The sequence below is a fragment of the Pseudomonas sp. KD5 genome, assembly GCF_012932895.1.
Taxonomy (GTDB): Bacteria; Pseudomonadota; Gammaproteobacteria; order Pseudomonadales; family Pseudomonadaceae; genus Aquipseudomonas.
Window position 1 is genome coordinate 75,992 of record NZ_JDWJ01000002.1, and the last position, 13,549, is coordinate 89,540.

Genomic DNA, 13,549 nt, shown 5'->3' on the forward strand with positions numbered 1-13,549 from the left:
CATGAATGGCTTGACTTGCCGGCGTCAGGATCGGGCCTGGGTATCGCGGAACAGCTTGGGCGATATGCCGAATGCCGATTTGAACTGTCTGCTGAAATGAGCGCTGCTGCCATAGCCCCAGGCAAAGGCGATGTCGGTGAGTGAGCGATGGGCATGTTCCCGGCTGCGCAGATCTTCGGCGCAGCGCGACAGGCGCCGTTGCCAGATATATTCGCTGATGCTGCAGCCGAGCTCCTCCTGAAAGGCGCGGTGCAAACTGCGCACCGAGCATTGCTCGACGCTGGCGATGCGCTCGATGGTCAGGTCGCGGTCGGCCAGGTGACGTTCGATATAGGCTTTGAGGCGGTTTTGCTTGAAGAAACGGAAGTCGTGTTCGAGTTGCTTTTCTTCCTGTTTGTTCTTCAGGGCGTTATCCAGAAGCCCCACGATACTGTTGCCGATCAATTCGGCCGAATGGTTGTTGAGCAGTGGGTACTGGCTGTAGGCATCACTGATCAGATGCATCAACATGCGGCCCAATCCATTGCGCCCGTTCAGGTGAACATCGCCCGCTTGCGGTGGCTGTCCGGCCAGCCCCTTGAAGAGCAGGATGAAATGTTCGCAACCTTGAGTGCTGGTGACGCTGAAGGGCTGGCCGCTGTCGACCAACAGCATCTCGTCAGGGGCTAACGCGCTGCTGTGCCGACCTTGTTCGAAATGACTGACGCCGGCAATCTGCAGGATCAACATGCGCGGTGTGTCGGGTGAGTCGACCGCTTTGCTCAGATGGCGTGAGTAGCGATGGGCACTGGCGGTCATGCGGCAGAAGCCGAGCTGACCCAGATCGCCATATTCCAGCCGACCTTGAAAGTTGCTGTTATGCAACGGGTCGATGAATGTCGATTCCAGACGCTTGATGTAGTCTGGCGTGCGACCCAAGTGATCGCTCATGAACTCTTTCCACTTCATCAGCCGGTCGGAGCGAACAACCTGATCGGTGGACACACAGGCTAAATGACTCATTTTTTCGCCTCTTTTCTTATTGTTTTTGTAGATTGGGCAAATGGGTCAACACTTGCCCAATTTTAGTCCGGTCAGTATCGATCAAGAATCAGAAAGGGTAGTGGTGGCTCCCCGGTTGCCAGGTGACCCAATGGGCGCGGGTGAATTCATCCAGGGCGTAGTGACCATTGAAACGCCCGAGACCGGAGTTCTTTTCGCCGCCGAAGGGCGCATTGGGCTGGTCGTCGACGGTGATGTCGTTGATATGGGTCATCCCGGCCACGATGCCACGGGCGAAGTTCAAGCCTCGGGCCATGTCCCGGGTGAATACCGCGCTGGACAGGCCATACTCGCTGGCGTTGGCCAACTCCAACGCATGCGCTTCGTTTTCTGCGATCAGCAGCGGCAGCAACGGCCCGAAGGTTTCATCACGTGCCAGTTCCTGATCGGCCCCGACCTCACCGAAGACATGCGCAGGCAACACCAACCCGGACGCTGGGCCGCCACACAACCGCTTGAGGCCCGCGTTCTCGGCGGCATCGATTTTACGCAACAGGCCATCGAGCTGGTTCTGATTGACCACCGGCCCAATCACGGTGTCTGCGTGGGCCGGGTCGCCGGTCTTGAGCTTGCGCACTCGCTCCACCACCAGCGCGGTGAAGTCCGCATACAGCGAGCGGTCGACGATCACCCGGTTGACGCTCATGCAGATCTGGCCCTGATGCAGGAAACGCCCGACCACTGCTGCGTGCGCGGCTATATCAATATCCGCATCATCCAGGACCACCAGTGGAGCATTGCCGCCCAACTCCAGCGCAACGCGCTTGATGTGTTTGCCGCCAGTCGCAATCCGGCCGACATTGCGACCGACATCGGTTGAGCCGGTGAAGGAAATCAGGCTTGGCACCGGGTGTTCGACGAAGGCATCGCCAATCTCCGAACCTGCACCGACCACGACATTGAGCGAACCCTCCGGGAAGCCTGCGTCTTCGAACAAATGAGCAATCAGCAGGCCGCCTGTTACCGCCGTGTCGCTGGCGGGTTTAAGCACTACTGTGTTGCCAAGTGCGAGTGCCGGGACCACCGAACGCATGCTCAGGTACAACGGAAAATTCCATGGGCTGATCACCCCGACTACACCCAGCGGTTCACGAAAGACAAAGCTCTGTTCACCGGGCTTGTAGCTTGTCAGGATTCGTCCTTCAACCTGCATCGGCAACGTTGCGCACTCACGCACCAGGTTCAGGGTGAACTGCCATTCCATGCTCGCCTTGATGCGCGTGCTGCCGGACTCACGTATCAGCCAGTCGATGATTTCATCGCGGCGGTTCAGGATGACGTGAGCGAGTTTCTCCAGTTGCGCGCTGCGCTGCGTCGGATGCAGCTTTGCCCACGCCGTTTGCGCACGATGTGCAGCCTGATAGGCATCGTTGAGATCGGCAATCGAGGCCAGTGGCATTTCCAGCAGTTGCTCGCCATTGAAGGGGTTGCGGTCATCCAGGCGCCGCGAGGAACGACCTGCGCGCCAGGTGCCATTGATGTATTGGTCGCCGTTGATGGCGTAGAGGGGCAAATGTTGAGTCGTCATAGTCTTACCTTTGGAGGCAGGTGGCCGCGTCGATTAAGGACATGGATGATGCAAAACCTTGTCTGAAGAAATGTGCTCAGCTTCTGATCCAGGCGCGCCCCCAGGAATTGAGTGTGTACTCCTCCTGCGGCCAGACACCGGGTTGGCGGGCGGCATCGGTCATTTCGAGTTCGGCGGAAAACTCCAGGCGGTTGCGATCGGCATCGACGACCATAAAGAACAGATTGTTGCCCGGCCCATGCCGGCCGGGGCCGAAGAAAATGGTGATGCGTTCCTTGGCGAAGCGATCACCCCAGTCGCGGATGTCATTCCATTCATTGGTTTCGTAACAGTGGTGATCCCATTCGTTTTTCGAACCGCGGAAAAATGCCAGGGAATGATGCTCGTCGTCCGAGCGTAGGAAGCACACCATGAGCTGGCCGGTCTGCTCGTCGACGACGTTGTCCGACACCGTGTACCCGACTGTATTGACATAGAAATCGATCATGGCTTCCAGTTCAGTGGTCTGGAATACCACGTGTTGCAGGCGGCCCGGCATGCCTGGCCGGTCGGCGCTGGAATCCGTGCGGGATACGCCAAATATCGTTTGCCGACCCTGAGGGTCACGAATCAGAAAGGCGCATGGTTCGAGCAGCGGTGAGTCGATGTCTTCGACAGCACAGCCGTTCTCGATCAGGCGAGCGCGCAGTTCTCCCAGCCGAGCCTGATCGCCCAGGTCATAGGCTGCCGCGAGCAGGCCGCTGTGATCGGCGGGTGACACGAGCATGGCGCGTTGCGGGCCACTGAGTATCCAGCTGCCATCGGGCTGTGCCAGGCAGCCCATGTCCAGCATGCGCCGGTAGAAATCGATTTGTCGTTGCGGCTCTTTGCTCGCCAGATGCAGGTAGCACAGGCGCGCAGGGGTGCAGGTCTGTAGGGTTTGCATAAACACCTCCGTAGCTTTAAGGGTTCAGGGAAAGACCGGCGCGATACTCGACTCGGCTGTCTGGTTTCGCGCCTGCGCGATGCCGAACAGCGACTGCAGTGACTCGGCAGCCTTTGTTTCGCCCGCCTTATCGAAAATGGCGGCGATATAGCGATCCGGGCGCAGCAGCAAGAACGTGTTTGAATCGCCCAGTATTTCTTTGAGCAAACCCTGGCGGTCATGAAGCACCGTGCAGCCAGGCATCGAAGGCATGTATTCGACAGGCTCGGGAAGGATCAGAATGCGCTTGGCTTCGAGGTGGAACCACAAGCCATGCTGGAGTTCGTCTATGCGTTGGCGGCTGTGGTCGCCGTACTGAATCAAGGCGAAGCCGGCACCGATCGAGTCATCGAGTAGAAATTCCTGGCCTTGAGCGTCGGTGAGCATCGGTTGAGGGAACATGTGTCCGCAGGACAGTTTCCCGGCTTTGCCTTCGGTCAGTACCAGCCCTTTGGTGAATCGGGGTTTAGGCTTGAAGCGCATTTGCAGGAAATAGTCCCGCAACGGTGGCAACAGGCCGATCAAAGCAAATGCACCGCTGATCAAACGAGCGCGCAAGACAGTTGTCGGCGCCATGACCACGCCGAGGTTCAAGGCCAGTCTGATCAGTGCCCAGGCGTGATCGCGACGCTCGCTTTCGTAAGACAGTAGAGCTGCTTCAGCCATTTTGCCCTTCAGAACGCCGATCAGTTTCCAGGCCAGGTTATGGGCATCGCGAACACCGCTGTTCATGCCCTGTCCGGCATAGGGAGGGGTCAGATGCGCGGCATCGCCGGCGAGAAACACGCGATTCACTTGCCACCGTTCGGCAACCCGGGCGTGGAAGGTATAAACGGTCTTGCGCACGATGGATGCCGGGGTGTTGCCCTTGAAGGGATGAAGCAACGCTTGCAGGCGAGCATCGCCGAGTACCTGCTCATCGGTTTCGTCCGGCTTGAGTAGAAATTCGAAGCGGCGTGTGCGGTGGGGGCCGGGTACTTCAACGACGGGACGGCGTGCATCGCAGTACACACGTGTTTGCCAGAACGGATCGTCATCCTGATCAGTGTCGACCACCAGCCAGCGCGAGGAGAAGCTCGAGCCAACCATCTCGATTCCCAGTTGCTTGCGCACCGGGCTACGACCACCGTCGCAGGCGACCAGATAGGCCGCATGGACTTCGACAGTTTCGCCGTCTGCGTCACGGATCAGTGCGCGCACGCCATGCTTATCCTGACTGAATTCCAGCAGGTCATGACTGAACCGGGCCTTCAGGTTGGCAAAGCGTTCAAGGCCCGTTTTCAGGGTGCGTTCAAACAGTGGCTGGCGAAATGCATTGCGCTTGGGGAACCCATACAACTTGCCGGTGGGCTCGACTTTGCCGAAGCAGCGGCCACCGGGCCGAGTGAAATAGTGCACGCCATAGCCCGGCACTACATCTCGCAACACGGCTTGATCCAATCCGACGGCCTGCATGGTGCGCAAGGATTCGTCATCGATCGAAACAGCCCGCGGCTCGGTCACGGTGTCTGGCTTGCGATCAATGATCAAGGTGTCCACATCGGCTTGGCCAAGCAAGTTGGCCAGGGTCAGCCCGGTGGGCCCGGCGCCGATGATCAAGACGTGCGTACTGATTTTTTTGAGGGGTGTCATTGTTGTTGTTCCCTTCCGGATGGCTCAGTCCAATGGCTTGGGGCGGTTGGCGAGTGCAGCCATGAGTTGCGACAGGTTTTGCGCCAGGGCGAGGACCTGCTGTCCTTGCTGTTCTTCCTGAGTGCTGTCACGTTCCTGAATCGGGCGCACGCAGCTGATGCTGCCGACGACTTTGCCATCGCCATCGAAGATCGGAGCGGCGAGGCCATAGACGCCAGCGTCGACTTCGCCGGCGCTGGCCACATAGCCCTGATGACGAAGACGCTGCAGCGAGCGGCGGAACTGTTCCCAGGTCTGACCAAGATTGCTGGCGCGCACCTCATCGGGGTTTTCCAGGAAGAGTTGGCTGTGTTGACGCGAGGTCATGTTGGCGAGGATGGCCTTGGAGGTCGCGCCCAGGAACAACGGCCTCGGTGAGCCGCGTGAGTAACTGACCTCGCTGAACAAATCGCCGTATTGATGAATGCAGACCACCTGGTCCTTGAACAGGCGGCAGATCAGCCAGATCTGCTGCTCGCTCCAGCGTGGGAGGCTTGGCTCCAATGATTGTGCGGCGCGCACCAAAGGGTCGCTCAGTCGCAACTGACGGTCCCAGGTAATGATTCTCGCGCCCAGGGCGTAACGTCCGGCCCCGACCTGGAACAACAAGTTGGCCTCGGCCAGTTCGCGCACATAGCGGTAGATGGTTGAACGGGTAAACCCCAATGCACCGCCCATGTCATCGACAGCCCAGATCGGACTCTCTTCGGTAAACAGATCGAGTACCCGCAGCATGCGCTCCAGGCTAGAACCTTTACTGTCGATATCCTGCACCGGCAATTGTTCCGATTCGCGTAGTGTGGCCATGGCTTACTGCTCGTCGACGATGCTGTTGCGCAGGATGCCGATTCGCGAAATTTCGATCTCGACTTCATCGCCCGGTTTCATCCATACCGGCGGTTCACGGAACGCGCCGACGCCGCCGGTGGTGCCGCTGACAATCACATCGCCGGGGGCCAGTTCGGTGAAGGTGGAGCAATATTCGATCAGTGCGCGGACATCGAAAATCATGTCGCTGGTGCTGGTGTGCTGCATGACTTCGCCATTGAGGCGGGTAGTCAGTTCCAGGTCCTGTGGATCGCCGATCTCGTCGCGGGTGACCAGCCAAGGGCCAAAGCCGCCGGTGTTCGGGAAGTTCTTGCCTGGCACGAATTGAATGGTGTGTTTCTGCCAGTCGCGGACACTGCCGTCGTTGTAGCAGGCGTAACCGGCGACATAGTCCAGCGCGTCGGCTTGCTTGACGTGACGCGCCGGTTTGCCGATCACCACCGCAAGCTCGCCTTCAAAATCAAGCTTGTGCGAGGCCTTCGGGCGAACGATGGGTTGCAGGTGGGCAGTCTGGCTGTCAGCGAAACGAGTGAAAATCATCGGGTAGGTCGGCATCTCACGACCGGTTTCACGTACGTGTGTGGCGTAGTTGATGCCAATGCACAGCACTTTGCCCGGGTTCGGGATGACGGGTAGAAAAGTTACTTCAGCCAATGGGATACGAGGCTGGCTCGCCAGGACCTCGTGGCTCAGTTCGGCCAGGCGATTGTTGGCGATAGCCTGCTTGAGATCGGTGCCGAAGGTTTGCTTGACCGACTCCAGATCGATGACATGCTCGCCATCGACGACGCCGTAGGTGCTACGGCCTTGAACAATAAAGCTCGCGAGTTTCATTGAGTGCTCCTTGATAGAGGATCAGCGCATGCGCAGGGAGCAAAGAAGCTCGGCACTGCTCATGTAGCTATGGCGGCAGGTAAGCCGCGGCGGTTGAGGTTCAATCTAGTTGTGGAGATTAATCCTGTAAAGCGGGATTTATTAAAAATCCCAAAATGCAGGAATTATGCTTTTTTATGTATTTTTGGCAGCATTTTGCCGACCCTCCGGAACAGGCAATACGAGACAGTGACGTGTTTGGAAGGTCAGGGCAGGAGCCGTATCCCGGCCTGGTGAATCACAGGCTTCCTGTCATTTCAGTGGGTCGCCCATGGGGTCATTGTTTGCTCGGCACCCAGCAACCATGTAGCGACATGCGCATCCGGAACGGCACTTTGATTCGTGCAATGGGGCCATTCTCCATGTCACGAGAATCCAGAACTACAAGCTCGCTGCGACCGTCCGCGATGTGATTGAGAACGGAAACGACGTAGCCATCCGCCTCCTGCGCATCAGGGGAGCGCGGAATGAAAATGGGCTCCTGGAAGCATCCGCTGTCACCGGGAAACCAGGCATCGGTGGTGCCTGTTTTCAGGTTCACATGGGCTAGCAGATTGAAGAATTGAAACGGAATCGGCCCATTCGCGGGGTTGTACGGGCGCTCTGGATCGAACGCGAGCACAAAGCCGTGCTCATATTTTCGACCGATGTAGCGGTCATCGCACCTTGGGAATTCGCAGGGGTAATCCGTCAATGGCTGCGGTTGAATGTCCTCCTGCGTGCTGGTCAGGTCGAAGGTCCAGCGCATCAGGCAGGCCGCCAGTGTTTCGGGTGGCGGGACATGACCGTCGGCCTGGGGAAAGAAGTAAAAGATATTCCCGCCGGTGACCGGCATGTCTACGTAAACCTTGTCGCCCTCATCGAACGCGTTGAGCGTATGGCCCTGGAAACCGTCCTTGGGGCCCTTGAACCATCGAACGTCCTCCGCGCGCCCATTGCGTGGTACGACGGCGAAGAGCTGAGGCAGATCGGGTTGCCATTGGAAATGCTGGCCACCTTTCTTCATACGCTCGAGGTCGGTCGTCAACGGAATCAGCGGGAACACCACGTAGTGTTCAGTCACCGCGAAATCATGAACCATGGCCGCGTACGGCGCCTGGAACCAGATTTGGTGCAACAGCTTTCCGTCGGGCGACAGTTCGAAATAGGCCAGGTCAGGTGTGCCGTCACCTTTGGCTTCGTAGCTGAAGGCCAAGAGGTTTCCTGTTACCGGGTCGAGCTTGGGGTGGGCGGTGAACGTCGCTGATTCGATCTGCCCGTCAAAATGCCACTCGCCGAGGGTTTCCAGTGTTTCAAGATCCATTGCCCAGGGCATGGCATCTTCTTTGAGTGCAAGCAGCACACCGTTATGAGCGACAACGCTGGTATTGGCGGTGGTGTTGTTCTTCGCCGCCAGTGGATCATTGGTGTAGACGTTGCGATAGATTCCATTGAGCGAGCGACCTTCGCGGCGCTGAGCCATCAACCGGTCGGTTATTACGTAGCGACGTCGCATCGACACCTTGCCATCGGCAAAGTAGAACGCGCTGACCATTCCGTCGCCATTGAAGAAAATATCCGAGCCCAGCATCGGCGGGTATTGCGGGTCTGGCGCAACCTGATAAAAAGCGCCACGGATCGAAGCGGGAAGGGTGCCTTCAATCTCCAGGTCGAACACCTCGGCTTCTATCCGACTGGGTGCATAGAGCGCGCCGGAAAATTCAGGGGTTTGGGGAAACGGGGTGGTCATCGGCATAACCTCTGAAGATGGGTATCGATTGTTCATTGACGGGGTTCCTGTTTGATATCAGGTCAGGTCGACTGAGGCGACAGTGCTGTGGTGCAAGGCTTCGCGTCACGACGAAAACGTGCAACGAGCAGACACGAGATAACCAGGGCTGTCAGGTAGGCCGAGGCCGCCAGCCATCCGACGGCGCGGAATTGCCCTTCGCCTACCACGAGTGCCGCGCCAAACGGGCCGAGCCCCTGACCAACGAAAATCGCGGCGTTACCCAGCCCGGCCAGTCGGCCGGAAGGGTCCAGCTCGGCCGCCATGGACAGTAAGTAAGGCAGACTGAAAAACCATACTGCATGGATCAGGCAGGCAGTGACCGCAAATGCGACAGGGGTATTGCCATAGACCATGACCAGAGTCGCAATCAGCGCCGTGCCGAAGCTCAGTAGTTGCGGAAACAGCAACCCAAGGCGTCTGCCGATAAGTCCGGCCAGTGCCGCTCCAAGGGCACCGGCAAGGATGCTGCCCCCCAGTATTCCACCGATCTGTTGCGGTTCCAGGCCAATGCTTTTACCGATGCGCTCTTGGTAAACCCACAGTGCGGAATGGCCAAAAAACAGCAGCGTAAAAAGCATCAGCAGTAAGATCGATGTGAGCCCGAAAGGCGGGATCGAGCCGCTCGCTGCCCGATGTGCCTCGGGGTAGCTCCTCGGCACTCTCCAGCTACCAACCATCGCCAGGGCACTGGCGATGGCCAAGAGATAAAACGCCCCGGCCACGCCGAATGATTTCAGAATCACCGGCATGGAACTCACAAGCAGCATCCCCCAGAGCAGGTTGCCGATGTTTATCACCGCGAACGTCGAATCCTTGGATGTGCGCAGGGCTGCGGTGGCATAGACAACGGCCATGACCGCGCCACCGCTTGCGCCGCATATCATTCGGCAGATCAGTAGCAAACCCTGACTATGCAGTTGAGCACTGGCCAGATTGCCGAGTACCAGCATCAGCAAGGCAATCAGGGCAAAGCGGCGCCGGTCGACGCTGGCCATCAACATGGCGCAAACGCCGCAGGCGACGGCCATCGCAATCAGTTCTGCCGCAAAAATGGCGCCGATGGCATTCAGTGGCAAACCGAGTTGGTCGATAAAGGCTCCGCCCAGAATAGGCTGGATTTGCAACGTCCCTAAGGAAATGACCATCATCAGGCAGATAGCGGCCAGTGATTTTTTACTGTCAATGGAGTCGAGCGCGTTCATGAAACATCACCTCGGGTAAAAGGGCCCGCTCATGCACGAGTGGGCGCACATCGGTCAGAATGTGTGGGCGTATCGGATCTGGACGGCGTAATCCGTTTGCGCGCGGTTCTCGACGCCGGTCTCTTTATAGGTGTTTAGCCAGAAGCCCTGGCCATCGCTGATTTTCCAGAACAGGCCCGGGCCAATGCCCAGCACCTTTTCCCGAGAGTTGCTCAGCCGACCTCCGTTAACCTCGTCATCTGATATTTGCCTGAAGTAGTACCCGTTGATCCCGACGGATACGTTGGGGACCACTTCATACGAGGCCGTGAAGTTGGCCCACGCCGATTGTCCTGCCTGGGTGTCGCGCACAGGCTGGCCCTCGAAAAGTTGCGTCGAACTGCTCGCCGGATCGTTGTTCTTGAAGTTGTACAGGTAGTGCAGCCTCCAGCTCACTTCCCAACGAGGCGCCGGCATCCAGGTCGCGGCCCAGTAGGGGTTCAGAGAGAAGTAGTTGGAGCCTGGGTTCAGGTCTTTATGTTTATCGTATTTGCCGGTTGGAAGGATGGTGTCGAAAGCCAGACGCTGCACAAACACGGGCCTGCCGTGGGCGTCGACGATCGGGTCGAACTGGATCTGCGGCCCTACCGTGACATCACCAAGCCCTGTGCCGTTATCCTGGAGCTTGGCACCGTTGTCGCCAAAGTCACCGTCCAGGGAGATGATGGGCACCAATAAGCTCCAGCCCAGGTGTGCACCACCGCCGATGGTATCGGGTGAGTAATAGCTCAGTTGGTTGATCAGCGAGATGACGTTGATCTTCGGATTATCGAAGGCGCCATTATCCTTGCCTGCATTGTCCCTGATGCTGCGTGCGGTGCTGAATTTCAGATAGGTCAGGTGGGACAGACCGGGCGGCCCCGCGAAACCGTCGTAGAAACTGGTGCCGCCCAGATTGATACCGCTGGGTTCACTCACCGATGGTGGTGGAGGGCCCTCTGCTGCTGGTACGGCAAGCGAGGCGAAGCTGAGTGCCAGGCATACTGGCAGGGATTTTTTCAGGCTCATCGAAGTGGCTCTATTCTTGGAATTGTGAGCCGGGGTAGCTCCCCTGGCACTTCGACTTTAATTCCCGAACGTTCGTGATGCTTGAGCACAACGGCCAGAGTTGACTGAGAGCGCCATAATGCAGGGGGGGAGCGCGAAACCTGTGGGGGCGGGCTTGCCCCCACATTCTGCACTTCGTGTCAGTGCACCAACGAAGTGGAATGCTTGCGGACTCATCGGTTCAAAAAGTCTGCCCCATAGAGAACTGGAACACCTGGGTATCAGCGTTCTCAGGCTTTTTGACCGGGAACGCCAGGTTGAAGCTCAGGGGCCCCATCGGGCTGTACCACGTGACACCGACCCCCACGGAACTGGCCAACTCGCCAAGGTCGACACCGTCGCAACCCTGGGTGGTACTCAGGTAGCACTTGTTGGAGTAGACGCTGCCGACGTCCCAGAACACCGAGGTACGCAGAGATTTGTTGTCTTTGATGAAGGGCATCGGGAACAGGTATTCGACCCCGCCGGTGATGAGGATATTGCCGCCCAATGCGTCGGTGTCCCGATCCGAGTAGTACGCCTGGCCGGCACTGGCATAGGTGCCTGTGGCCGGGGTGTTACGCGGGCCGAGGGTGCCACTCTCAAAACCGCGCACCGAACCTTCGCCACCGGCCGTGTAGTTTTCATAGAAGGGCAGGCCGTCGGTTGAGCCGTAGCTGTTGCCATAACCGAGCTTGGTGTGGAAACGCAGCGAAGTGGCATTGCTGATCGGCAGGAAGGTCTGCCCGGTGTAATCGATCTTGTAGAAACTCAGATCACTGCCGGGCACTGTCATCGTCAGGTTGAGGTTCTGCGAATGCCCGCGGGTGGCCAGCACGCCCTTGTTCAAGGTCGATTCCGACCAGCCGAGGTTGGCCTTGAAGTTGTTGAACTCCTTGCCCTCGCGTGCAATGAAATCGTAGATCTCATCGGCGCTGTAGGTGCCTGGCTCGATGCTGTCGTGTTGCACGGTCAGGCCGAAACTCAGCCGTGAGGTTTCATTGATCGGGTAGCCAAGTGAAGTGCCGGCACCATAACTGTTGATGGAGTAGTACGAAACGCCGTCACTGTAATAATCGTTGTAGTCGGTGGCGTTGTAGAACAGGTTGTAGCCCAGGCTCACCCCGTCCGGTGTGAAGTAGGGGTTGGTAAAACCGAAGTTGTACTTGCTTTGGTAGTCCGAGCGAGTCAGGCCCAGGCTGGCGTAGTTGCCGGTGCCCAGGAAGTTGTTCTGAGTGATCGAACCTCCGAGGATCAGGCCAGAGCTCTGGGCGAAACCGACGCTGGCGGTAATCGAACCGGAGGCTTGCTCTTCGACGCTGTAGTTCACGTCAACCTGGTCGTCGACACCCGCCACCGCCGGCGTCTCGACGTTGACTTCCTTGAAGAAGCCCAGACGCTCAAGACGGGTCTTGGACTGGTCGATCAGGTAGGTCGAGGCCCAGCCGCCTTCCATCTGACGCATTTCACGGCGCAGCACTTTGTCGTCGGTCTTGGTGTTGCCACGGAAGTTGATGCGGTTGATGTAGGCCCGCTTGCCCGGGTCGACCACGAAGGTGATATCGACGGTATGGTCGTCATTATTCGGGCTGGGGACCGCGTTGACGTTGGTAAAGGTGTACCCCTCGTTACCCAGGCGACGGGTGATCAAGTCCGAGCTGGTGGTCATCAGCTTGCGCGAGAACACCTGGCCTTGCTGAACCAGCAACAGGGAACGGATCTGGTCTTCAGGCACTTTCAGGTCACCGCTGAGCTTGACGTTACGAACGGTGTACTTCGCGCCTTCGTTGATGTTGACGGTGATGTAGACGTGTTTCTTGTCCGGGGTGATCGACACTTGGGTCGAGGTGATGTCCATGTTGATATAGCCGCGATCCAGGTAATAGGAGCGCAGGCGTTCCAGGTCACCGGAGAGTTTTTCCCGGGCGTATTTGTCGTCGTTCTTGAAGAACGACAGCCAGTTGCTGGTCTTGAGGGTGAATTGATCGGTCAATTCACTTTCGGTAAATACGGTATTGCCCACCACGTTGATGTGCTGGATCGCCGCTACAGAGCCTTCATCTATTTTTATCTTCAGGCCCACGCGGTTGCGCGGTTGCGCGATCACCTCGGCATCGACCGAGGCCGAGTAGCGGCCTTGAGCGACGTACTGGCGCAGCAACTCGTTACGCACACCTTCGAGGGTGGCGCGCTGGAAGATCTCACCTTCGGCCAGTCCGGATTGTTTGAGCCCCTTCATCAGGTCTTCTGTGGAAATCGCTTTGTTGCCTTCGATCTCGATACTGGCGACCGAGGGGCGCTCGACCACCGTGATGATGAGAACATCGCCGTCGTGCCCCAGCTGGATATCCTGAAAGAAACCGGTCTTGAACAATGCACGGGTGGATTCCACCAGGCGACGATCGTCCGCTTCATCACCGACGTTCAACGGCAAGGCACCGAACACGCTGCCGGCGGAAACCCGCTGCAGGCCATTAATGCGAATATCGGAAATTTTGAAGCCTTGGGCGTGCGCAAGTGAGGCGTTGAGCAGTAGTGCAGCCGAGCAGAGCAGGCGCGAAAAATTCATCAAGATCTTATCCAGAACACATCGACAAGCAGCGTAG

General features: G+C 58.0%; 10 protein-coding genes. All 10 read right to left on the minus strand.

All coding sequences use genetic code 11. The annotated features are described in order from the left end of the window. Positions 1-24: 24 nt before the first annotated feature. Positions 25-1,002, minus strand: a complete 978-nt coding sequence (locus tag AF70_RS04060; RefSeq protein WP_028940732.1) for a helix-turn-helix domain-containing protein — start codon at positions 1,000-1,002, stop codon at positions 25-27. 88 nt (positions 1,003-1,090) lie between these two features. Further along, a complete protein-coding gene (locus tag AF70_RS04065) occupies positions 1,091-2,569 on the minus strand; it encodes an aldehyde dehydrogenase family protein (RefSeq protein WP_028940731.1) in 1,479 nt (492 codons plus the stop codon). Between the two features lie 76 nt (positions 2,570-2,645). Further along, positions 2,646-3,494 (minus strand): VOC family protein, encoded by an 849-nt coding sequence (locus tag AF70_RS04070; protein ID WP_028940730.1) that lies wholly within the window; start codon positions 3,492-3,494, stop codon positions 2,646-2,648. A 24-nt stretch (positions 3,495-3,518) separates the two neighbouring features. Further along, positions 3,519-5,165: a bifunctional 3-(3-hydroxy-phenyl)propionate/3-hydroxycinnamic acid hydroxylase gene (locus AF70_RS04075; protein ID WP_028940729.1), complete on the minus strand. Its 1,647-nt coding sequence runs from the start codon at positions 5,163-5,165 to the stop codon at positions 3,519-3,521. Positions 5,166-5,189: 24 nt separating this feature from the next. Continuing rightward, a complete protein-coding gene (locus tag AF70_RS04080) occupies positions 5,190-6,011 on the minus strand; it encodes an IclR family transcriptional regulator (protein WP_028940728.1) in 822 nt (273 codons plus the stop codon). 3 nt (positions 6,012-6,014) lie between these two features. Next, positions 6,015-6,866, minus strand: a complete 852-nt coding sequence (locus AF70_RS04085; RefSeq protein ID WP_028940727.1) for a fumarylacetoacetate hydrolase family protein — start codon at positions 6,864-6,866, stop codon at positions 6,015-6,017. Between the two features lie 316 nt (positions 6,867-7,182). Further along, positions 7,183-8,634, minus strand: a complete 1,452-nt coding sequence (locus AF70_RS04090; RefSeq protein WP_028940726.1) for a carotenoid oxygenase family protein — start codon at positions 8,632-8,634, stop codon at positions 7,183-7,185. 62 nt (positions 8,635-8,696) lie between these two features. Next, a complete protein-coding gene (locus AF70_RS04095) occupies positions 8,697-9,878 on the minus strand; it encodes an MFS transporter (protein WP_028940725.1) in 1,182 nt (393 codons plus the stop codon). A 54-nt stretch (positions 9,879-9,932) separates the two neighbouring features. After that, complete coding sequence (locus AF70_RS04100) at positions 9,933-10,925, minus strand: transporter (RefSeq protein WP_028940724.1); 993 nt, start codon at positions 10,923-10,925, stop codon at positions 9,933-9,935. Positions 10,926-11,145: 220 nt separating this feature from the next. Further along, the gene (gene bamA / locus AF70_RS04105; protein ID WP_028940723.1) at positions 11,146-13,512 is read right to left on the minus strand and encodes an outer membrane protein assembly factor BamA; all 2,367 of its coding nucleotides are present in this window, start codon (positions 13,510-13,512) and stop codon (positions 11,146-11,148) included. Between the last annotated feature and the right edge of the window lie 37 nt (positions 13,513-13,549).

What these genes read in the sequence shown, in the direction of transcription:
- AF70_RS04070 (WP_028940730.1), bottom strand. Translation starts at nt 3,494, where the DNA reads ATGCAAACCCTACAGACCTGCACCCCTGCGCGCCTGTGCTACCTGCAT.
- bamA (WP_028940723.1), bottom strand. Translation starts at nt 13,512, where the DNA reads ATGAATTTTTCGCGCCTGCTCTGCTCGGCTGCACTACTGCTCAACGCC.
- AF70_RS04080 (WP_028940728.1), bottom strand. Translation starts at nt 6,011, where the DNA reads ATGGCCACACTACGCGAATCGGAACAATTGCCGGTGCAGGATATCGAC.
- AF70_RS04090 (WP_028940726.1), bottom strand. Translation starts at nt 8,634, where the DNA reads ATGACCACCCCGTTTCCCCAAACCCCTGAATTTTCCGGCGCGCTCTAT.
- AF70_RS04085 (WP_028940727.1), bottom strand. Translation starts at nt 6,866, where the DNA reads ATGAAACTCGCGAGCTTTATTGTTCAAGGCCGTAGCACCTACGGCGTC.
- AF70_RS04100 (WP_028940724.1), bottom strand. Translation starts at nt 10,925, where the DNA reads ATGAGCCTGAAAAAATCCCTGCCAGTATGCCTGGCACTCAGCTTCGCC.
- AF70_RS04095 (WP_028940725.1), bottom strand. Translation starts at nt 9,878, where the DNA reads ATGAACGCGCTCGACTCCATTGACAGTAAAAAATCACTGGCCGCTATC.
- AF70_RS04065 (WP_028940731.1), bottom strand. Translation starts at nt 2,569, where the DNA reads ATGACGACTCAACATTTGCCCCTCTACGCCATCAACGGCGACCAATAC.
- AF70_RS04060 (WP_028940732.1), bottom strand. Translation starts at nt 1,002, where the DNA reads ATGAGTCATTTAGCCTGTGTGTCCACCGATCAGGTTGTTCGCTCCGAC.
- AF70_RS04075 (WP_028940729.1), bottom strand. Translation starts at nt 5,165, where the DNA reads ATGACACCCCTCAAAAAAATCAGTACGCACGTCTTGATCATCGGCGCC.